The 22218-nt window shown below is 37.9% G+C and carries 22 protein-coding genes and 1 pseudogene; 10 read left to right on the forward strand and 13 right to left on the reverse strand.

Going from position 1 to position 22218, the window contains the following annotated elements:
• Positions 1-174: 174 nt before the first annotated feature.
• The 5 genes from B1NLA3E_RS21535 to B1NLA3E_RS21555 form a co-directional block, all read right to left on the reverse strand.
• On the reverse strand, positions 175-975 hold the full coding sequence (locus tag B1NLA3E_RS21535; RefSeq protein WP_015595931.1) for a hypothetical protein: 801 nt from the start codon (positions 973-975) through the stop codon (positions 175-177).
• Positions 962-4657, reverse strand: coding sequence for a multicopper oxidase type 3 (locus tag B1NLA3E_RS21540; RefSeq protein WP_015595932.1), 3696 nt, complete (start codon positions 4655-4657; stop codon positions 962-964). Before B1NLA3E_RS21540 ends, B1NLA3E_RS21535 begins: the two co-directional genes overlap by 14 nt.
• On the reverse strand, positions 4654-4971 hold the full coding sequence (locus B1NLA3E_RS21545; RefSeq protein ID WP_015595933.1) for a hypothetical protein: 318 nt from the start codon (positions 4969-4971) through the stop codon (positions 4654-4656). The genes B1NLA3E_RS21540 and B1NLA3E_RS21545 overlap by 4 nt, the downstream gene beginning before the upstream one ends.
• A gap of 25 nt (positions 4972-4996) precedes the next feature.
• Positions 4997-5284, reverse strand: coding sequence for a hypothetical protein (locus B1NLA3E_RS21550; RefSeq protein WP_015595934.1), 288 nt, complete (start codon positions 5282-5284; stop codon positions 4997-4999).
• A 171-nt stretch (positions 5285-5455) separates the two neighbouring features.
• Positions 5456-6184 carry a hypothetical protein gene (locus B1NLA3E_RS21555; protein ID WP_051120181.1) on the reverse strand — a complete coding sequence of 243 codons (729 nt, stop codon included), beginning with the start codon at positions 6182-6184 and terminating at the stop codon, positions 5456-5458.
• 213 nt (positions 6185-6397) lie between these two features.
• Between B1NLA3E_RS21555 and B1NLA3E_RS21560 the strand changes: the two genes are divergently transcribed.
• A complete protein-coding gene (locus tag B1NLA3E_RS21560; protein ID WP_144061525.1) occupies positions 6398-6805 on the forward strand; it encodes a hypothetical protein in 408 nt (135 codons plus the stop codon).
• Between the two features lie 35 nt (positions 6806-6840).
• On the opposite strand, the gene B1NLA3E_RS21565 is transcribed toward B1NLA3E_RS21560, so the two are convergent.
• On the reverse strand, positions 6841-7371 hold the full coding sequence (locus B1NLA3E_RS21565; RefSeq protein ID WP_041580781.1) for a hypothetical protein: 531 nt from the start codon (positions 7369-7371) through the stop codon (positions 6841-6843).
• Between the two features lie 305 nt (positions 7372-7676).
• On the opposite strand from B1NLA3E_RS21565, the gene B1NLA3E_RS21570 reads away from it, so the two are divergent.
• Positions 7677-8081 (forward strand): hypothetical protein, encoded by a 405-nt coding sequence (locus B1NLA3E_RS21570; RefSeq protein ID WP_144061526.1) that lies wholly within the window; start codon positions 7677-7679, stop codon positions 8079-8081.
• Positions 8082-8302: 221 nt separating this feature from the next.
• On the opposite strand, the gene B1NLA3E_RS21575 is transcribed toward B1NLA3E_RS21570, so the two are convergent.
• The 4 genes from B1NLA3E_RS21575 to B1NLA3E_RS21590 form a co-directional block, all read right to left on the reverse strand.
• Entirely contained in the window at positions 8303-9058 is a 756-nt protein-coding gene (locus B1NLA3E_RS21575; protein WP_041580782.1) for an ABC transporter permease, read from the reverse strand.
• 4 nt (positions 9059-9062) lie between these two features.
• The gene (locus B1NLA3E_RS21580; protein ID WP_041580783.1) at positions 9063-10037 is read right to left on the reverse strand and encodes an ABC transporter substrate-binding protein; all 975 of its coding nucleotides are present in this window, start codon (positions 10035-10037) and stop codon (positions 9063-9065) included.
• Positions 10038-10165: 128 nt separating this feature from the next.
• A complete protein-coding gene (locus B1NLA3E_RS21585; protein WP_041581268.1) occupies positions 10166-10936 on the reverse strand; it encodes an ABC transporter ATP-binding protein in 771 nt (256 codons plus the stop codon).
• 249 nt (positions 10937-11185) lie between these two features.
• A complete protein-coding gene (locus B1NLA3E_RS21590) occupies positions 11186-11635 on the reverse strand; it encodes a winged helix-turn-helix transcriptional regulator (protein WP_015595942.1) in 450 nt (149 codons plus the stop codon).
• Between the two features lie 136 nt (positions 11636-11771).
• Between B1NLA3E_RS21590 and B1NLA3E_RS21595 the strand changes: the two genes are divergently transcribed.
• The 5 genes and pseudogenes from B1NLA3E_RS21595 (at position 11772) to B1NLA3E_RS21610 (ending at position 14803) form a co-directional block, all read left to right on the forward strand.
• Entirely contained in the window at positions 11772-12308 is a 537-nt protein-coding gene (locus B1NLA3E_RS21595; RefSeq protein ID WP_041580784.1) for a DUF4242 domain-containing protein, read from the forward strand.
• Positions 12309-12659: 351 nt separating this feature from the next.
• Positions 12660-13715 (forward strand): acyl-CoA dehydrogenase family protein, encoded by a 1056-nt coding sequence (locus tag B1NLA3E_RS21600; protein WP_015595944.1) that lies wholly within the window; start codon positions 12660-12662, stop codon positions 13713-13715.
• Between the two features lie 237 nt (positions 13716-13952).
• Positions 13953-14069, forward strand: a pseudogene (locus B1NLA3E_RS25755) (ATP-binding protein); the annotation flags it as partial.
• 238 nt (positions 14070-14307) lie between these two features.
• Positions 14308-14559, forward strand: a complete 252-nt coding sequence (locus B1NLA3E_RS21605; protein WP_015595945.1) for a helix-turn-helix domain-containing protein — start codon at positions 14308-14310, stop codon at positions 14557-14559.
• A 16-nt stretch (positions 14560-14575) separates the two neighbouring features.
• A complete protein-coding gene (locus B1NLA3E_RS21610; RefSeq protein ID WP_041580785.1) occupies positions 14576-14803 on the forward strand; it encodes a hypothetical protein in 228 nt (75 codons plus the stop codon).
• 19 nt (positions 14804-14822) lie between these two features.
• Here B1NLA3E_RS21610 and B1NLA3E_RS21615 read toward each other — a convergent pair whose 3' ends face one another.
• Both B1NLA3E_RS21615 and B1NLA3E_RS21620 read right to left on the reverse strand, forming a co-directional pair.
• Positions 14823-15311, reverse strand: a complete 489-nt coding sequence (locus tag B1NLA3E_RS21615; protein WP_015595947.1) for an REP-associated tyrosine transposase — start codon at positions 15309-15311, stop codon at positions 14823-14825.
• Positions 15312-16850 (reverse strand): YifB family Mg chelatase-like AAA ATPase, encoded by a 1539-nt coding sequence (locus B1NLA3E_RS21620; RefSeq protein ID WP_015595948.1) that lies wholly within the window; start codon positions 16848-16850, stop codon positions 15312-15314.
• 548 nt (positions 16851-17398) lie between these two features.
• Between B1NLA3E_RS21620 and B1NLA3E_RS21625 the strand changes: the two genes are divergently transcribed.
• Positions 17399-18535: a type II asparaginase gene (locus B1NLA3E_RS21625; RefSeq protein ID WP_015595949.1), complete on the forward strand. Its 1137-nt coding sequence runs from the start codon at positions 17399-17401 to the stop codon at positions 18533-18535.
• Positions 18536-19108: 573 nt separating this feature from the next.
• The gene (locus B1NLA3E_RS23430) at positions 19109-19327 is read left to right on the forward strand and encodes a hypothetical protein (RefSeq protein ID WP_015595950.1); all 219 of its coding nucleotides are present in this window, start codon (positions 19109-19111) and stop codon (positions 19325-19327) included.
• Positions 19328-19656: 329 nt separating this feature from the next.
• On the opposite strand, the gene B1NLA3E_RS21635 is transcribed toward B1NLA3E_RS23430, so the two are convergent.
• Entirely contained in the window at positions 19657-20649 is a 993-nt protein-coding gene (locus B1NLA3E_RS21635; protein ID WP_144061527.1) for a tetratricopeptide repeat protein, read from the reverse strand.
• Positions 20650-21828: 1179 nt separating this feature from the next.
• Between B1NLA3E_RS21635 and B1NLA3E_RS21640 the strand changes: the two genes are divergently transcribed.
• Positions 21829-22053, forward strand: coding sequence for a helix-turn-helix domain-containing protein (locus tag B1NLA3E_RS21640; RefSeq protein WP_015595952.1), 225 nt, complete (start codon positions 21829-21831; stop codon positions 22051-22053).
• Positions 22054-22218: the final 165 nt, after the last annotated feature.

A 22218-nucleotide genomic window follows, 5' to 3' on the forward strand; every position in this document is an offset into this window, starting at 1 on the left:
ATTAAGTTATTATTTTAATATATCTTAAAATAACAAATAGGATCTGTCAAGGGGGAGCGGGGGTGTCAAGAGGGACGGTTCTTATAGGGGACAATCGGAAGTTTTGCGCGCAAAAAGGCACAACTAGTGATTTGATTACCTAGTTGTGCCTTACCTTTATCTTACGCAAAAGATCTAACCGCAAAATTTTTGATTGCCAAGAAGAATGAAGTCGCGGTCCCTGTTAAACAGACACCGAATCAAACATGCTTTCGCAAAAGGAATTTGTTCCATTTCCTCTTTGTTTAAAAGGTGCAAGAAGTTTTCATCCGCATTCAATAATTGGCCAGAAATTGCCTCGCTCTTATCCTCAACCATTACTTCCACCTGACATCCGACAAATTGAAAAAGCATTAGATGGATAGGGATGCCAAAGAAAAGATTAACTAGTTCTGGTTCACCAGAAACAAATTCACCAAAATGGAGAACGAGCTCCCTCTTGAGCTGGCGATTCAAATGGATGAGTTCCTGTTGATGTTTTTTCTCTGTGTTGCATTCCTCATATTGCAAGGAGTCGATTTTATTAAATAGGATGAACACCCTTTTTCCCACTGTATTCAACTTAATAAAGTTCTTTCCAGCTGTTACAAGTGTCCCTACCTCTTCAATTTGCTTTTCCTGACAGTAGACCTTTACACGGATTAAAATATCCCTCAAATCTAGTAAATGTAATTGCAATTGCCGTTGATTATTTGGGTTACGCTCATTGCTTAATGAACGAAGTAAATGATTGGCAACCTCGATACATTCCTGTAATTCATCGAGTTCTGCTGGCGGCAATGGACTGTTCGGTGATCGAAATCGTGGAGTAGGAATCTTTTCAGGGCATGGATGTAAGGGAGGACATGAACATGATTGATCATGATCAAGTTTTCCGTCACATTCACATGCTTCCAATTGACTTTCCTTATAGTCTTGATCTTCATGTTCCTTCATTTAAGTTATCCTCCTTTACCTCTTTTCTTCCATAAGAACTTCTCTCATCCAATGGAGCCAAATAAGGGATTCTTTCCCCTAAAACCCTCATGATCCCCCATAATCCAAGTTCGATATCCCAACGGATGTTGCCAGAACGATAGAGGTAATCACCAGGACTTTGACAATAACCGCCGGCACCATAAAATAATTCAAAATCATCATTAGACCCAGGGACATTCTGTCCACTAATCGAAATAACGGAGGAATTTACATCATCACTGCTTTTTAACCACTTATGGCCATGAATCGTAAAAGCGTGACCTCTCGCCCGGTCTGCTGGTGTAACAAAGCGAAATGTAACAGGATCGCCGGCATAAGCAATAAATAGTGGGGTAGCAGGATCGCCATGGACCTTAGAGCTGAATACTTTTGATATATCGTTAGGACTAGTTAATCGGTGACTAAACCGTTCAGCACGATAATTGAAGCCTCTTGACCCCTGATTCTCGAAGTCCTCCAATGGGTCCTCCCTTTCGACAAAAAGTGGTTCTGGGTCAATAATCAGATTTCCGTTCTTAGCAACAAGCCGGACGCCATCATGCATAAGAAGAGCAAACTCACGAGTTTCAGGCAGCAATGGGTTGGAAATAATGACTTGATTCCCCGTTGCACATTCCTCACGGCTCAGTCGATCTAAATAGGTTGAACCTCGAGCCTCAATAATCAACATTCCAAAAGCTCCGTGATGCCGGTGGTTACGGATATCTGCCATATCACAAAGGTTCACCGCTCCTACTTCTTGATCAGCATACCAGCGATAAGTAATGCTTTCGCCAGGCCCAATGGTTTGGTCATAGTTAAAGCCTACGGTTGCTCCGTCGGAGGTTCTTACATCGTAAGCGAGCAATTGCGGATGCAGTGATATCCGATTCGATGCCGGTAATGGAACCTCAACCGGAACGGCTGGGTAACCATGAATGTCATCATGTTCATGATGACATGTGCCAGTTATTTCATTCGTCAAAGTCACTTCAATCCATTCACCAACATTAGCACGGAGAATCAATGGTTCAGGATTTAAGTCACCACATAGAATCATAGGAACATCGTCTTTCAATACAAAGACAATTCCAAATGGATCATGATCTCCCTGATCGTTGTATTTGATATCAGTATTGATGGCAGCAACCTCAAACTTTCTGACATGTGCATGGGCAGGACAAGGATTCCCCGGAACCGGTGCTTTAGGCGGTTTTTTCCCAGTTGGACATGGTAATGGATGCTTTCGTTCCGGCGGACATTCCCGATCAGGCAAGGGTAAAAGATGAGAAACCCTTTCTTCATATGTCCGGATAATACCCCAAAGGCCAAGCCAAATATCATCCAAAGCACCATAGTGGTAAAGCATATCAAAATCCCCTTCCCCTTCAATATTAAATTCAAGGGTGAATGCTTCAGAAATTCCAATATGCTTTTCTTGTACGAGCTCTGAATCTAAATCCTGCCGTTCATTATGCCAGCGCTGTCGATGGAGATTAAAACTATGGGACTCTTCATGAGCACCTTGGAAGAGACGAATTCTTACCGGATCGCCATTATACGTTTCAAGCAATGGAGTTACAGGATCGCCATGGACCCAAGAACTAAAGACATAGGCCGGATCACAATCAGGTTCCCTCAAGCGGAACTGGATCGGTTCATTTCGATAATTAATACCCATCACACCAGGGTCTTCCGGTGAACCAGGAAAAGGAGGAGGATTTAAGGGGTTGCCATTTTCGTCAAAAAGCAGCCCAAAATCATGAACGAATAAGGTGAATTCCCGGAAATCTGGGATGAGCGGATTCGTAATAACGGCTTGAGTACCAGATCTAATTTCTTTTCCTGTGAAGGGATCCAAATATTTAGACCCTCTGGCTTGTATATTAATTCCCGCAAAAATTCCGTGCTGCTGATGCTCGTTGGCAAATAAATGATCATGCCAGAACGTGTTTTTTAATTCCACATCGGCAAACCATTGATACTCCATGGTTTCACCGGGTAAAATCCCCGAATCATAATTCCAGCCAACATTGGCCCCATCTGCGACGAGAGGATCGAATTTTACAAAGTGAACATGCATCCCTGCTTCATAGGTCCGATTAATTAATTGGAAGGCATTTCCTCCAAGTACTTCGGGGAGCTTGTTTGTATAGCGAAAACGAATACAGTCTCCTGCATTGGCACGGATAATTAACGGCTCAGGCTCCTTTCTTCCTGCCAGTACATCCGCTTCATCTTCAGCTAATACATATAACCTTCCTTCTGGATCATGCCACCCTTGTTTGTTATAAACAAGCGGCATTTGGATGACGCAGACGTTATATTCCCGGACAGGATTTACCCCCTCCTTGACAGGATTCGTAAAAACCGCACCTGGACGCGCATTCGGGGCAAAATGATTTCGCTCAATAATGGTAGGCTCTCTTCCATTTTCAATTCCGAGTGGCGGCCGAGGCGCCTTAAATCCAACAATCCCGGGGATAAAGTTAGGAAAACCAGGCTTATGAGGGGTTGGTCTTGGCGGTAAAGGCCTGTCTGGCAGTGGATTTAATGCCTTAATAGGTACCCCATTAGGATAACATTGGCTTCCATCCTGGAGGGTATCAAAGTTACGTTGAATTCCCCACATCCCTTCTCCAAAATGAGGATAAAGGTGGCAGTGGATGATGGCATCTCCAATAGCCTCCTGCAGGCTGCCGGCACCATATAAAGGACTGACGGTATAGTTATTTTGTGGGGAAATCGCCTGTGCATCGATAATTTCAGACTCCTGATCATTCGGTTCAAATAACCATTGATGGACATGGTAGTGAAAAACATGAGTTTCCTTCACGGCAGCATGAATAAGTCTTATTTTTATCGGATCACCTAGATAGGCCCTTAATATTGGAGTATCAGGGTCCCCAAACACCCACGAATCATGATGAACTTCTTCACCTTCGCAATCCGGACAAACAACACCCTCGCGAATGAGCCGCATCCGGTTTCTCATCGGTTCGGAACGATAATTAATACTATGCGTCGCTTCCGGCTGCAGCGTGTGAGGACTAATTGGTTTTTCACCAATTAAGTCGTGGACTTCCATTTCATCATGGAAAAACCAGCCAAACTCGCGAAAGGAAGGAAGAAGTGGATTATGGATATCAGCAAAAACCCCGCTATTAATTGGTTTTCCCGTTTCAGGATCCGTCCACCACGAGCCCCTGGGTTCTGCAATTAAAGCACCAAATAAGCCATGAACATTACTCCCTATTTCACTCGATAATGTATTCCCTAAATCTGAAAAAAGATGAATTCCCTCTTCCTGCAAAGTCCAGCAATAATTAATGCTTTTTCCAGGTTCTACAGTCGTGTCCGGATTCAGTCCAACAAAAGCACCATCCGAAGTAAACACATCGTACTCGGCATTTTGAATATGCATCGAAACCGGAAAGGAAAGTTGGTTTTCAAATAAAATTTCAATATGATCTCCTACATTACCGCGAATGACCAAAGGCTGAACAAGATCAACAGGACTGAAAGGATGTTTAGCAACTAAGGTCCTCACGCAATCTTCATTTTCTTTTAAAACATACATCATCCCATCCGGATCATGCTCGCCGAACTTATTGATTACGATTCGAATGGGTATTGCTACCACATGGTACCGCCTTTTCAATAGTCTCCCACCTTCCGTATATCAGGAATTGGAATGTCATCATTTTCAATATAAAAGACTTCAATATCATCAATGTGAACTCTAAAAACTTCCCCATCCAATTCAAAAACGTTGGTCACTTCCGCTTTAATCAATAAGTAATCACTAATAACATTTTTAATTCTTCCAATAATTAAAAAAGGATATTGACCTAACAATATCAGGGCTCTTTTGTCTTTATTCTCGGCAAATTCTTCGCTTACGGCTCTTTGCCTAATGGCATTAATATCGGCTCTGTCTATTCCTAAATCCTTACCTAACTCATCCTTATTCATATAATCACCTCATTCGTTGTTTCTGTTAAACAATTGGAAGTCTAGTAGAACTGTCAAACGGGGTAAATAAAGCAATGTGCTCCATTGGAAAGTTTAATGGTGTAGGGAATCGAAAAAACGGAGCATTATGCATCTTGATAATCGCAGGATCTAAGGTAATGTAACCATTGGTAACTTTAGTTACCTTCCCAGTAAAGATTGGCCGAAAGGTTTGACCAAGAATATTTAATTGGGCCACTTGAGTCACCAACAAAATTTCCTTCCCTAAGATTTTTTCAAAGGGTTCATTTTCAGGTAATAACTTTTTACTCAAATGGTACTCCTCCTTTAGTTGTTATTCTATTCACTTATGACAATATATGGATATAGCGGACAAAGTGAAAGGGCTAAACATACAAATTCCTTATTATTGTTTTTTAAACAAAAGCCGCGAAGGGGAGGGCTTTAAAAAGAGGATAATAGCTTTTATCCCTCATATATCTGGTTATTTTTTATATATTTTAGACAAGGAAGATATTACCGTTGAAATGAATCGAGACTGTTTAATCAGCTGAATATGTTGAATCGATATTTTTTTCTCAGATTTCCCAGTTTTGATGGATACATTCCCGTGTTTTGCTTCGGTCAATGTACCACTAATCATCTCTGTTTCCGTAAAGACTTTCAGGCTGAATCCTTTTCGGTAACGAAGGTTGGATTCTAATAGTTGTTCAAAAAACTGTTGTCTTAAATCCTCCTTCCCAGCCACTTCTTTTCCAAACTGCCATAACAGTTTTTTTCTTAATTCTTCATCAAAGGTAAGATGTTGATGGGAATTCGGAATATTCGGTGCTCCAAAAGGAGATTTTGTGGAATGGATGGTGGAATAGGGAATCCAAATTCGCTGAAATAACGTTTTTAGCAGCACAAAATCCCTTCCAATGGTATAAACCTTCCCGCTTATATACTGAATGCCTTCTTTCTGTTTAGAATAAACCTCTACCAGCCGATTGCGATGATGCTTAAAAAATTTTACCAGCATCAGGTTTTTCTTATAAAAAGGAAGACTTTTCCCCAGGTTTTGTAAATTCCCAATGTGAATGTACTCTTGAAGCATTTTCAGTTCATATAGCGGCAGTGCACTTGCAGGCGATGTATATCCATCATCACTTTTTAATTCAGGATTGTTATGATCATAGGACTTTTGAATGGATTTGTTGATTGGCTGACTCACCACCCTTCTCCTCCTTTCCTTTTTTATACTTTATGAATGAATGTGCAAATGGTTATCATAGCCGTTATGTCCAGTTGCCCATTTGTGAAAAAAAGAGTCTATTAAAGCCCTATTTGCATACTTATATAAAAAAATTGAAAATACCGGCAGTATACTACTGCCGGTATTGTGTGCCAAAAGGCGCGTCTATTTAGTTTTAAGGGGGGAGCTCTTGTGACCGTTTTATTAGGACTGGTTCTTTTATCCTATTTAGTAGTGGGGGCAGCATCCTACCGTTATTTATATAAAATAAAACAAATAATTGGGTACCACTTCGGGATGAATATTGCGATGACTAGCAGTATGATTATGGGTATTGGCGTTGGAACCATTTTAGGTTATCAATTTCCTGCCTACTATACATGGATTACAATTATAACCACTATTATCGCAATATTTTTGGGTTCACTATTTGGTGCCCTTGTTGATTATCAAACATTAATAACGGGTGTTTTCAGTGGAATCATGAGTGGAATTATGGGACCAATGATTGGAGTAATGGCAGATTTAGGCTTAATCGTTTTTATTACCATTTTGGTATTCTTCACATTTGGACTGTTGTGTTTCTCAGTTCGTTCCTGACCGTCACAGCTCTGTTTCTTTTGTATAATTTTCAATCAATCACTACTTCTGCTTTCTTCTTGGTCGGGGGGATGTTTGCGGTCATCGCAGTCGTGATGCTTCAACATCTGGAAATTTAAGTTATCAGTTAATCCTGCTAACCTTAGACGAAAATGGTTATTAAAACAATGCTTTCTTGGGAATGTAAAAGGAATATGACAACATCCCTTACTTATAAAGCCCTGTTGATGATAACAGCTTCTATCATGACCATGCTGATCATGTCGATCATAACTGTTATGGCTGCATCCGCAATTACAAAAATGACGATAGTTATGTGTACTATAAAAATCATCGATATGATGATGTTGTTTATTATCCCATTTATTTTTCCGCCGATTTCTGTCACTGCTCCCAGTGATTTCTTCTTGATCATGTTCATGAGGTTTAAAGTCTTTCATTTTATCCAAAAAATCCAAGAGCAGATTTGATGAATTAGAACTGGAATTCAATCTCACTCTATTTTCTCCTATAAATTGATTGATTATTATTGTCAGTCCCTCTGTTTCTTTTGAAGAATTACTCATTTTATCACTCCCTATTTAATCATCTCTGAATAAGATATGAAATGATGAAATGTGATGAAATGGACAAACATACATGAGCTAGCCCTAATTCTTCTCGTGGTTTATTTTTTTACATTTATTAACAAAATTAAAACCACATGAAACATTCTATAGTTGAACTACTCAACACTTCCAGCTAAAGAAAAGAAGTAATCCATCTTGCTATAAGCCTGATGTCACCCAAATTTTCACAAAACCGCTATAAACAACCCTTGCTCTTTGGCTCTCTTCTTCCTATATAAAAAGTAAAAGGGGGCTGCATGGCAATGAATTTAAAAGCTGGAAATCTTGAAGAGTTTAATCCGTTATCGCAATTCAGTACACTTGAGAATTTTCTTCATGATATAGAAGGTTGGTTATTTGATCATAAGCATGATTTTTCAAAGGGGGAATTAGTGGGAATGAAATGGCTGGTCCACTTCTCCTCAAAAGTACCAGGAGTATGTAACTTACCGATTGGGACAATTTTAAAAGCCATTCATGAAGATTACTATGATCATGGCATTTCCCGCTCTACTTTTAAAAAAATGCTCCTAAAAGCCAAAAAACTGGGGATCATCTCTGTGTATGAAACAGCCAAACAAAACGGGTCACAGTCCAGTAACTTATATGTGTTTAACCGTTATCCCGCAAACGAAACCGCTAAAACAAATTCTAATCTGAAATTTTAACCAATAACAAATGATCTACTGTGTCCTTTTCCTCGTTAAAAAAACAAATTATGTATATTAAAACAGTGAGGGAAAAACAAGATTATTTGTTTCCCTTACTGTTTTTCTAAGACATACTGCTTAACAAGAAAAATCCTTCACCTGACATAGACTTCTTAAAACTGTAATATTCTAATTCTACAAATCTCGACATATATCGGGTGGTGACTAGGCACGGGAAATCAGTTTCCCCATATTTGGTTGATCCAGGTTTCGAATAGGCCTACGGTTTTGTCGAGGAGGAGTCCGATGATTCCAATTGAGAGGATTCCGGCCATGACTAGGTCGAGTCTCATTGAATTTCTGGAATCGACGATTAAGTAACCAAGCCCTGACTGAGTCCCAATCATTTCACCAGCTACAAGGAAAATCCAAGCCGTCCCCACTGCAATATGGAGGCCATTTGCAATATAGGGAAATGCAGCTGGAAAGATAATTTTTTGTAATAATTCAAACCTCTTAATCTCGAAATTTTGAGCAACCTTCAAATAGGTTTTATCAACTTTTCTTACAGCCGAAACCGTTGACAGCAAAACTGGGAAAAAGGCGGCAATAAAAATAATGATAATAGCTGGCATATCACCGATCCCAAACCAAAGGACAATAAACGGTGACCATGCAATTGGTGAAATTGGCCGTAGGACTTGAACAATTGGGTCGATCACTCCCCATAACGCAGGAATTCTTCCAAGTATCAGCCCGAAAACAATCGCTGTTACAACCGCCGAAAGATAACCCACAAAAAAGCGAATGATGCTAACTTGAAAATGAACAAAAAGGGTACCATCATTAATAAGAGATAAGATCCCATCCCACACTTGTATAGGAGTAGGAAAAAGTGTTGTATCATATTTTCCGACAAAAATAATCAATTGCCAGACCAAAATCAAGATACCAAAACCAATAGCTGCATTGATTATATTTTTATAATTTTTCATCATATCACTTCGTTTTTTTAATTAAGGAATGATCAACAAATTCAGCAAAGCTTGGTGGATTTTCCAGTAACCCCATCTCAATAAGATTCTTTGCTAATTCTTCGTAGTCCTCTTTATTAATTGCTAAATTGTCATACGTAATCCACTTAAAAGATAAATCCAATACGTCTTCTTTTACTTTCATATATTTCGACGACATTTCAAAGGTTTGTTTATCTTTTTGTTCAGCAATTTTTCCAGACTTTATGTAGTAGCCAACAAATTTTTTGGCAATTTTATTTTCCTTTTTAATAAATTCGCCACGAAGCACTAGTGTACAATCAATAGAATTATCCCAAATTTGATTGTCTTGATATAAAACTTTCCCTTTGTCAATTGCTACGGAAACGGCACCAAAAGGTTCTGCAACTACGTAACCGGAAATTCTACCTTCAGAAAGCGCCGCTGGCATTTCAGCTGGAGGAAGCTCAATCGGATGGACGTCCTCATACTTAAGCCCATTTTGTTTTAACATTTTGTAAAGCAATATATTGTGGGTGGAGAATTTATGTGGGATAGCAAAGTTTTTTCCCTTTAACTCTTTAACACTGTTAATATCTTTTGCTGTAATTAAAACATTCCCATCTTTATGGCCCAAAGCAACAGCTTTTAAGTCAATCCCCTGTGCTTTTGCCTTCATTGCCAGCGTCACAAGCATAGATGCCCCGTCAATATGGCCTGTGTTAAGGGCATCTACGAGTTCTGGCCAAGAACCAAATTTAACAAGTTCAAGATTGAAATTTTTATATTTGGCTTGTTCTTTTTCAATAAATAATGGTACTGCATGGGTAATTGGTAAATATCCAATTTTTATTGTCGGCTTTTGTTTGTTCGTTTCTCCTGAAGATTTTTCGCTTCCAATGGCGCCACAACCTGCAAGTGAAATGAACAATACACCAACTAAAAGAATCAAAAAGACTGTTTTTATTATTTTTTTCATGATAATCTCCTCTTCAATTAATCTTAATTTTTGATGATTTGCTGATTTTTTAAAATTAATATTTTGATGGCAGCACCAATTAATATTGACGAAAAAATCCAACAACACACTTTAACAAAGCCATAGTTTTAGATGTTAAACTCAATCAATGCTTCGGGTCTAGTAAAATGGAATTCTTTCAAAATGATATTCCGATAATACTGAAAATCACTGTCACTACGGTCACGTGGTTTCGAAAGAGTAATGTTAATTTCTTTATGGATTCGACCAGGATTAGGCTGCATTAAAAAAACTCGGTCTGATAAATAGACTGCTTCATCAATATCATGTGTAACAAGAATAATGGTTGTCTTTTCTATGGCTTGGATCCGGAGAAGTTCATTTTGTAAATGATATCGATTAAAAGTATCTAATGCAGCAAATGGTTCATCCATCAAAATTAATTCTGGTTGTAAGGCTAGTGCCCTGGCAATCCCCACTCTTTGCTGCATTCCCCCAGATAGTTCATGAGGAAACAGCGCTTCTTTCCCTTTCAAGCCGACTAAATTCAAATAGTGTAATGCTTTTTCCCTTTGTTCTGAGCGATTAAGCTTTAAACCTTCCAGTCCAAATTCAACATTTTTTAAAACGGAGCGCCATGGTAGTATGCCGTAGTTTTGGAAAAGCATAATGCATTTGCGATTTGGCCGATCCACTAATTTTCCATCTAGGAAAACCTGACCGTTACTCGCTTTTTCAAAACCACCAATAATATTCAACAATGTGCTTTTTCCACAGCCGCTTTCCCCTAAAATTGAAATAATTTCACCTTTATCGATTCTCATTGATATATCGTCTAATACTTTGGTTTCCTGATTCTTATTTTTAAAACTTTTAATCAAATTTTGTACATCAATCATTTCGGACTGTTGCCCCAACTAGTTCCCCCCCTGTTTTCCGTTTGTTATTTTCATAATAATAATTCATATAAGAATACTAAGTTTTAATGATTGTAAGTAAGTTTATTATACTTTGTTAATTTTTTCAACCCTAATTGTGGTTAATTTTTAAAAATTCTGTTTATTAACCTTGTTTCATAGGAAGAATACTACATTAAAAAAACTCACTGAACTTGCAGTGAGTTTTTTTAAAATGGGAATGTTAGAAATTTATTCTCCCATGTTTTGAATTTGATTTTCTATAGATACAACCTTAATGTTTTTCACAAGCTCCCCTGTTTTTTTAGAGTAATAAGCAATTGCTACTTCCTCACCATTCTCCGGATCAACCAGCTTTTTATAGCACTTATGTAAATTGTTACTGCCCCATATGATGAGTGCATTAAATACATGCTCAAGCTCCTCACCGCTTTTTGTTAATGTATAACAATAACGAGGAGGGTGCTGAGAATACAGTTCTGATTTTATCAGACCCTCTTCCTCTAAATGTTTCAGCCGTTCTGATAGAAGATTAGAAGAAATGCCAATTAAAGACTTTTTAATTTCATTAAACAAAGTATGTCCCGCTAAAATTTCATGGACAATTAATAAAGTCCAGCGATCTCCAATGATATTTAATGATTGTGCGATATTACAAGGTATATCATATCTCGATTTCATACCATATATCCCTCCATCGTTTTATTTTATCATGAAAATAAATAAAATTACAAAGTTGATTTTTATAACTAAGTATAATAAACTAACCTTAATAAATAATTAGAATAGTTAAAAAACAAAAAGTGAGGGATTTATGATGGGACTTTATTTAATTGAATCATCTTTAGCAGGAATTGTATCTACAAAAGAAGACTTAGACCAAAAGGCTGCCGCAATTCAAGCAGAACTGAATGAAAACCATTCAGCATTAATTGAACTACAAATATCAAAGGATTTTTCACGTTCATTCTTTATTATTGAAGGTGAAGACCGAAATGTGGCGACAAATCTCTTAAGAGCCGCTGGTATTCCAGTTCAACTGATCAAAGAGGTACGTCTTGTTGGGAAAGAGCTTGAAGAAGTGAAGAAAAATAATGAAGTGGTAAACTATTTAGTCGAATGGAATATTCCTGAAAACATCACAATGGAACAATATTTAGCTAGAAAAAATAAAAACTCCGTCCATTATCAAGAAGTTCCAGAAGTAGCGTTTTCCAGAACATACGTGTGCGAGGATATGACCAAATGCCTATGCTTCTATGATGCTCCTAATGTGGCAGCTGTGAAACGGGCTCGTGAGGCAGTGCAAACACCGATTGATTCCATTACAGAAATTTTGACAGATATTAAGTAATACACCAACGGAGACTTTAAATCAGATAGCTGATTTAAAGCCTCTTTTCGCATTTAGCCATTTTCTATTCTACTCCACAATAACGGTCAGTTCCCCCCACACTGGTAGAAGTTTTACTTAAATTTAGGTTTGGGGTAAAATTCAAAAAATTTGAATTAATGGTTGATTTTCCAATTAAAGTGCCCTAATATTACCTTAAACCAACTAAACTAATAGGAAAAGTTAATTTATTTAATCCCAAATACCAAAAACAGATTTCATTAAATCAGGACACGTATTCACCCTCGTGCAGTTTATTAATCTTGGTATTTTAATGAGTGAAAATAATGATAAAAAGCAGGAGTGGAAGTAATGAGTAAAAATGTAGTGGAAAAACCCATCATACTTGAGAAGATAATTGAACAGGAATTAAAACCGTATATAAAAAAGATTGATGTTGAGGCCTTTTATGCTGAGAGCTTTTTAAGAAAACTTGGTGAGTCGGGATTATTTTCTTCTGTCAATAAGTCTCAAAAGGAATATATTTTAGATGAAATGCATTTAGTAGAAGAAACATCGAAAACTTGTATGACCACTGCCTTTTGTCTTTGGTGCCACCTCGCTGCATTAACATATGTAAGAAATACAAACAATGAGCTCTTTAAACTCAAGTTCTTACCTCTGCTTGAAAATGGAAAACTTTTAGCTGCAACAGGATTGTCTAACCCAATGAAATATTATGCGGGACTAGAAAACCTCCATTTAAGCGCAAAACAGACAAATGGTGGCTACATCCTGTCTGGAGTTTTACCTGCCGTCTCTAATCTGGGAGAAAATCACTGGTTCGGAGTTATTGCCAATGTTAATGAAACCAAACGTGTTATGTGTTTCGTTCCTTGCAAAGTAGATGGGTTAAAATTGAAAGGAAAAATTGAATTCCTCGGTGCAAATGGCAGTGCGACATACTCATGCCAGTTTGACAATGTATTTATTCCTGATGAATGGGTGTTATCAGAAAACGCTGATCAATTTGTGGAAATCATCCGGCCTGCATTCGTCCTATATCAAATCCCGCTTGGGTTAGGTGTAATAAAGGATTCTATTACTTCTATTGAAAAAATACACCAAAGGCAAAATGGCTGCAATCGTTATTTGAAAAGACAATCGTCGGAATTACAAGAATTAGTTGATCAAACTCAGGAAAAGGTAAAAAACTTATTTTCAGCTGATCAATTTAATTGGAAAGAGATTGCCGAAGTTCGCCTTGAAGTGGCCTATTTAACACTTGATGCAACTCAAGCAAATATGCTACATAATGGAAGTTCAGGTTACTTAAGAGATTGTTTACCATCACGTAGACTACGTGAAGCCTACTTTTTTGCAAATTTAACCCCAACAATAAAACACCTAGAAAAAATTCTTCATTAATCATATAGAACACAGGCACCTTAAAAAGATATAAATCTTGTTAAGGCGCCTAAAACTTTTTCCAGCAAAATTTACTGGTAAACTTTGAGGAGAATGCACATGCTTCTTTTTAAACCCCTTCTTCCCACAATGCCCAAATCTCCATTTTTAAAATCCCACTAAATAAAAACAAACTCAAAAGAAACCGACCCACTGGTGTAACTGCTAAATTAAAATTAACAGTTTTCCACAAATGAAAAGATTGGAGAGGACACCCTTGCAGACGCTATTTTGGACCGTATTATCCAAAACTCATATACCATTCTAATTGATGGAGAAATGTCAATGAGAGAAAGACACGGCCTCAAATATTAATCTTTAAACAGAGCCACTACTGAGAGGTAGTGGCTCTGTTTTTGGCACAACTGTCCGCCAATTCTGACACTAGTGGCTCTAAAATATGGCATAACTGGCTGTTTTCAATGGTAATATTCACTATTTGGCTGAAACTGTTGATCTCTAATAAATTTTACTCAAAGGAACTTTTGAGAAGTATACTACGTGGTGCAATTCCCTTTCTCATCATGTAATTGTCTTAAAAAGGGGAATATCCTTGAAAAATAAGACGATAAAGATTGGGAAGGTATTAGAAAAGTTGAGGAAAGCTAGAGAACTGTCACAGGAGGAAGTAGCTTTTCGTTGCGGCATAAGCAGAAAATCCATGAGTAACCTGGAAAAGGATCGACATCTTCCCAATTTAATAACATTGATAAACATTGCTAGTGCGCTTGATATGAAACCTCATGAACTTATGAAAGAAATAGAGAAGGATATAGATTTACTAGAAAGAGCTACTGATGACTAATGGGAGGATAGATAGAATGGAAAACTTAATATCAAGAGAAGTCACACAGCTAGTGAATGACATTGGGGATGAAATAGAACTGGAAATTTTTCAATATATTGATCATTACTCTGTAACTGCAACGATTTGCCCAGACACACCACCTTTTAAAGATTACATAGCAACTGGCAGCGATCGCCATAGTAAACGAAAGGCAATGAAGAAAGCACTTAAAGAACTATATTTAAAGGCTTATTACCAATAGCTTTCTTATCTGTTATTCCTCATAAAAAACAATACCAGCAAATTACTTCACAAAGTGGAATAGAGGTTGGATACTTAAACAAGTAATAACTGCTCCACGGATAATTCTCAGGTTTTTTTACCATTTTTGCTTCGACTGGATTTAAATGAATATAACGGCTGACTTCTAGCATTCCTTCTTTATCTTCAATAATGCTGTCGTAAAAGCGTTTTTCAAACACGTGCCCAGTTATCCGATATTTTGTATTATAGTAATTAGCATAGCGCTTGTTGATAAAAGCCATCAATTTGGATATAGAAATTTCTTTGGAGCGCATTTGAAGATGGTAATGGTTGGTCATCAAACAATAGGAGACGATTTCAAAGGATGTTTTTTCATAGAGCTGGTGTAGGATATGGAGAAAAGCTTGAAAATCAGTGGCATTTCGAAACAGCGGGTCGCGCCGGTTACCTCTGCAGACAATATGATAATAACGATTGGGTACCCAAATCCTTTTCTTCCGTGACATTTACGTTTCCCTCGCAACATTTTTTTGCTTATGAAGACCCCACCGTCTAAGCGTCATCGCTTCCCAAATGGATGCATCGATAATCATTTCTTCTCCAGCTAAATCAGAAATGGTTCTAGCCAGCCGGATAATCTTGATTTGAACCCTATTGCTCCAATTTCGCTTAGCAGCTACGTTCATAAGCATTTTTCGCTGGTCACTCGTTAAAGGGCTTGTTTGAGTTATCGTTTCATACGGAACTTTTGCATTTGATTCTTCTGTTTGATAACGCTCGTATTGACGATTTCTTGCTGTTTCAACCCTTTTGCGCATTTCGAGTGAGGAGTCTTGTCCAAGTTGGGGTTGATCTAAATTTACGGACTTCAATGATAAAAGGATATCAATCCTATCATAAACCGGACCCGACAATCGATTTAGATAATTTTGAATTTGTTTTTGTGAACATGTACAGTAGAGATTAATTGAACCGAGATAACCACAAGGACATGGATTCATTGCCGCGATCAGGATAAAGGCTGAAGGATAGGTAACTGTAGACTGTGCTCTACTGATTGTCACTTCCCCTGTCTCGAGCGGCTGCCTTAACATATCAAGTGTTTTCTTAGTGAATTCTGCAATTTCATCGAGAAATAGTACACCTCGATGTACAAGTGAAATTTCCCCAGGCCTAGGTGTCGAACCTCCTCCAATAATTGCGACCGAGGATGCAGAATGATGAGGATGTCTGAACGGGGCGGTTTGACGCAAACTACTATTCTCTCCTGCAAGCTGATATAAACTGATGACTTCTAACTGTGCTTGATTTGTAAGTTGAGGTAAAATGGACGGAAAGGTTTCTGCAAGCAAGCTCTTTCCGCAGCCAGGTGGACCGGTCATCAAAACATTATGTTCCCCAGCAGCAGCGATTTCTAATGCTCGTTTCGATTGCTTATGACCAATCACATGACAAAAGTCTCTTTTAGGTGATTCAGATGAGTAATGAAGAGTTTGGTGTTGGGGTTGTAATTCTGGGAGGAAAGATAAGCATTCTTGACCTTCTATGCGTTGAACCACTTCTTCTATATGATTAACAACGATACATTCCAAATCTTGCAGCATATGAATCGGGATCATTGGATCATACGGAATATAGACCCGCTTTATCCCTAGTGCCTTCGCCGATATTAATGCCGGCAGCATTCCTTCTGCTTTTTCAACCGTACCATCAAGGGATAATGCACCAATGAAAGCTGTCTCAAATGGGATTTCTCTCTTTATCATATTTAACTCCTTTAATGCAGCAATCGCCATCGCAAGATCAAATAAAGGTCCGTTTTTCTTTTGTTCAGACGGAGATAGGTTGACCACAACCTTATGATCGGTAACATCTGCGTCTAAGTGACTTAATGCAGCTAACACCCGTTCTCTTGACTCCTTAACTGATATGTCCGGTAAGCCCACAATCACCATCGATTCTGTCCCGGGTGAAATCCTCACCTCCACTTGGACACGATATCCCTTTAGGCCCTTTAAACCTATACTAGATACTTTTACAGTCATAGAACAACCTCCATTTATCCTTTTTTATAAAATGAATGAATAAGAAATTGGAATGGAAATAACAAGTGAATGGCATACGAAATCGATGTTAAGAAGGAGTATTTAGAAGTTAAACATATTTGAAGTAATCCTCTATATTTTTCTGCAAAATAACCCAAAATCCTGCATAGTTAATAATTAAATAGGAACAGGCGTGTACTATTTATTGGAATGATCGATACCTATCTATAGACTGGCAACAACCCGCCTCAAAAATTTGGGTGTTGTATCAGACACCCAAATTTTGTGGAACAAATTCTGTGAAACAAGATTTTTCGGGGCGTGACAGGCACCGAAATTAATTGATAATTTCTGAAATTAATTGACAATTTCTTGTCAATGGAGGAAACTTCTGTTACTTTTAGTAGTTTTTTGTACTTCGATGTTTATGATTTGTTCGAACTAATTCGCCGGAACCAAACTTTCTTATATAAGTGAAAGGATGATATTAAGGCTATTAGATCATATTGGAAATGCCTTTGCAGTTTAACTAAGAGGAGGTTTGAGTTATGCAGAAAAAGTTATTAGTTTCATTTTTAGCATTATTGATTGTTGTCTTTGCTGCAATTAAATTAGGTCCAGTTCTTATGCCAGAAGCAAATGGTGCAAATGTAAGCACCAAAGTAGACGCCAAAACAACGGAACAAACCAAAGCAGAAACTAAAAAGGTTGATGGATTACCAAATATTTCTATTTTGGCAACAGGTGGGACTATTGCTGGTACGGGTTCATCCTCTACTGAAACAACAGGGTATAAATCCGGGGATCTTGCGATTGATACTTTAATTAAAGCTGTTCCCGAAACGAAAGAAATTGCGAATATTACCGGAGAGCAAATTGTAAAAGTAGATAGTACAGATATTACAAATGAAATTCTATTAAAATTAGGTAAGCGAATAAACGAATTACTCGCTTCTAAGGACGTGGATGGTATTGTTGTCACTCACGGAACAGATACATTAGAAGAAACAGCTTACTTTTTAGACTTGGTTGTAAAAAGTGAAAAACCAGTAGTTCTAACTGCAGCGATGCGCCCTGCAACTGCCATGAGTGCTGATGGACCTTTTAACTTATACAATGCTGTTCAATTAGCAAGTGATGAGAGCTCAAAAGGTAGAGGAGTTCTTGTAACACTCAATGACAGAATAATGTCACCTAGAAATATTACAAAAACCAATACAACAGCTGTTGATACATTTAAATCAGCAGAGAATGGAAACTTAGGAGCAATCGTAGGCGGAAACATTTATTACTACAATGAAGCAGAACGTCTTCATACTACCGAAACTGTATTTGATATTTCAAAAGTAGATAAGTTACCACAGGTTGATATTATTTATGGATATCAAAATAACCCAACCTATATGTATGAAGCTGCAGTGGAAAATGGAGCAAAGGGAATTGTTGTAGCAGCTCCTGGTGACGGAACCCTATCTACCGTTGCACTTGAAGGTGCTGAAGCTACAATGAAAAAAGGTGTGAAACTTGTCCGTTCCTCTCGGGTAGGATCAGGAACTGTCTCTCCAAAAGAGGGCTTTATTACATCGGACTCTTTAAATGCTCAAAAAGCTCGTATACTATTAATGCTTGCTTTGACAAAAACCGATGACTCTGCAGAAATTCAAAAATATTACAATCAATACTAAACTTAATAAGTTCGTGGCCAAACACTCTTACATAACAGGCACTCCTTTCGCTTTTGAAGTCGTTGTTGGTAGGCGCAAAAGCGGAGCGCCTGGAACAGATATCAACAATCTTATAAACTGACCAAATAAAAGACTGAAGACAACCTCGATTTTCATCGAGGTTGTCTTCAGTCTGGAAAGAAAATATATTCTCTTTTTTCATATCCAATAAAAAAAGGAAGAGATTTATTTATTAGCCAACACATCTCTTGCTTTCTTAATTGCCTCACCGGGAATCTTGCTTCCTTTTGTGTTTACCTGTTTCCTTTTTTTAACCTCTCCACGAATCTTTCTCCCACCAGGTCTTAAAAATTGGAAGCAAAAGAACCGTCCCCTTGCTTCCCGCAAAGTAGAAAAACCACCCTTTCTTCCCAAAAAGAGCTTACCGATTGGCCAGCTTAGATTTCGCGACAGTCATCAATCATTTGATGAAGAACGGGTCTATCAGAAATGTTCGTAAATTTACCTAATTTTCATTTACCATACCCAAATTCACCCTGAATTACTATATAGAAGGTAAAAGGGTGGTGCGGAATGATAAGGCTGAAGATGAATGAGGTCGATCGCTTAGAACGGTTTTCAAAGTTTGAGTCTGTAGAGGAATATCAGCTTCATATAGAATTGTGGGTTGGAAAGTATAAGCAGGATTTTACGAAAAGTGAATTAGTCGGCTTTAAATGGCTTATGTTTTTCAGAAGAAATCCCTGGGGTTTGCAACGCAGCCATTGGCACCATGTTAAGTACGATTCGTGAAGATTTCTATGATCACGGTATTTCCAGAACTTCATTCAAACGTATGATTAAGAGGGCAACAAGCATAGGAATCATTACAGTATTCGAAACACAAAGAGAGAATGGGTCACAGGCATCTAATCTGTATGTATTTAATTATCGGGTGGTGACAGGCACGGGAAATTACCATAGTGGCCTACATTAAATTTCAGAAAAATGGATGGTACCCGGTACCAGATTGCACCCGATTTGATGTTTCGCACCAAAAATGTCGTCGTTCCTCTCCCTTGTTATTCTCCCCAAAAATAAAAACGGAAAAATCTCTTTCTTCCGCTTCTTATTCTCCTATTCTATTGAATGGAATTCAGGCCTTGAACGGTTAAATTATAATAGTCCGTCATCGGGCTGTCAGTTATCTCATTAAGGGCTGAAATGTCTCCATTGGACAAATCCTTAAACTTTTGAAAGACCACGTTGGATTCCTTTAAACACTTTAACCAATTATCCATAATCGGTTGGTACTCGGTGAAAGGAACATAAACCTTTAGAGATTCCCTATAAATATACTCCACTGTCACCATTAATTGCGTCGGAGATGTCATATTGGGCATTCCTTTTATCTGATTCGATACATTTAGATTATAGTAATTAATCAAATTGTTCATGGAATTGACGAACTGGACTTTCGCATTATCTTGGGCAGGAACATAAGGTTGCACAGGATACTCAATCGGAAACGTGTCGTCGGAGTTTTCTTCTCTCTTCTCCACATTGGAAACAACCGCTTCCGCTTCTTTCTTAGCGGTAAGAGCTTCTTCCTTCCGTTTCTTCGCTTCTTCATCATCAGGCTTAGTATCTAAGGCTATCGTAAACAAGGAAATGGCTTCATCATATTTCTTCCCGATTAAAGCGGTGGAACCATTCTTCATGTTCTCACTAAACTTCAAGAGTTTTTTCGCTTCTTTTTGTTTCGGGTTTAAATCCAACATTTCCGTAAAGTATTTAGATGCAGTGATATATTTCTTCCCGGTTAAAGCGGTATGTGCCATTTCCAGTAAGGCAGTTTCCTTTTGGGTCTTGGCTGTCTCTAACGATTCCTTTGCTCGTTTGGTCAATAGTGCATACTCTTTATCATTTTCTTTTTTTTCGATGATTTTCGTAAAGAGGTCTATCGCATTATCAAACTTCTTTTCCTTTTGTGCCTTCTCCCCTTGGGTTAATCTTTTTTGTATATTCACTTTCCCTTTCGTGGTCTCTAATAGGGCTTTTGCTTCTTCGTTCGATTTCACTTTGGCTGCCTTCTCAAAGTACTGGACAGCTTCGGAGTAGTTCTCCTTTTTCAAGGCTTCATTCCCTTTGTCCATATATTCTTGGTATTGGCTTGACGCACAACCTGACATCAACCACGTCACGATGGTTATGACGACGATTACCTTTGTTCACATAATCCCTTCCCCTTTCTTTCTTCATGTAAACACCCACTAACTATTTCGTCTTTCGGCTCCTGCTCCCCTTCCAATTCTTATGAGAATCCTCAAAAAATATTTTCCTATAAAGGAGTTTTTTAAAAGCATCCTATTATATAAGGCAACAAAAATTCAAATTATTTGGAGGTAATGCAAATGAACAAGTTTTATTAGATTGGTAAGGCTTTATTATGGGGGGGATTAGTTCAACTGGTATGGTTCGTCCTCTTCTCTTCGAGTGACCAAAGGCTTTTATGATTTGAAGGAGAATGGTTGGGAAAAGCAGGTACAAGGATGTTTTGTAGGTGATGTAGAACAAACCTTAAAGAAACTTCATGATAAGTCGATTGAGGCTAGCGGGAAGTCAATTGGGAACAAGCTGCCCACTTTATGAAATCATCTCTGTGAGATTATTATATACTGGGGGAATTTCAATTGACTACGGTGGTCCACTTTTAGAATACATACTTCCTTGGTCAACAACTCTTCAAATCATTTGCATAGTCTTTAACAAGTTATCTAAATAATACTTTGAGTCCCCATCTGGCATGAAGGTAGGGACTATTTTACGCTTACCGAACAACCACAACTTGAAGCAATATTGCGGTTACAGAGAATTTGAGCGTTCAGTCTCAGAATTTCACGATATTTAATAAAAAAACCTCCTGTATAATGAATTTGCGCACTAATTGAGCAAACTCATTATACAGGAGGCGGCTCTCTTTATGGCAGGGCTGTCACTAATATTTAGTATAGATGTCACTTTTACATGTCCGTATACATTGTGAACCACATTCTGTGAAACAAGATTTTTCGTGGCGTGACAGGCACCGGAATTTCAAGATCCCCAAAGGCGTCACAGTCACTGAAATTAAGTTTGTTCTCTCTCGTTTTTAGAGGGAATTAACTTATTTATATTAAGCAAAACCAATAGGCACCTAATCCTGAAAAAAAGAATGATAAATGCCTAAACGGTACGCTAATGCGTACCACTTTAATTTTTACCATATGATACCTTTTCCTTATAGTCATTAAATTAAGATTATGGGGAGAAATATGGTGAAAAAAGTTGTCGTGAAAATTCGAGAGTTAACTGAACAAAGAGGTATTTCCGTAAGAGAATTATCAAGACAAACTGATATTCGTCATGCTACATTGAGTGAATTAGCCAATGATAAACGGCAAAATATTAATTTCCATCACATTGAAAAAATTGCAGATGCCCTTGATATTAACGATATTAGAAAAATCATTGATTTTGATAAAGAAGAAAGAGAATAATAATGCATAGTCTTAGTGACTTTAGCTTCTATACTAGCAAATCTAATCCCCCAGACCCTATCCGTCATCTCCGTGTACAAACAACTGTGTTAACCATCAAAATGCCTATTACCTATGAAGTTACTTAACAACCGAAGCAATATTTATATGCAGTCTTTTAAGGGA

The organism is Bacillus sp. 1NLA3E, assembly GCF_000242895.2.
Taxonomy (GTDB): domain Bacteria; phylum Bacillota; class Bacilli; order Bacillales; family Cytobacillaceae; genus Bacillus_BU.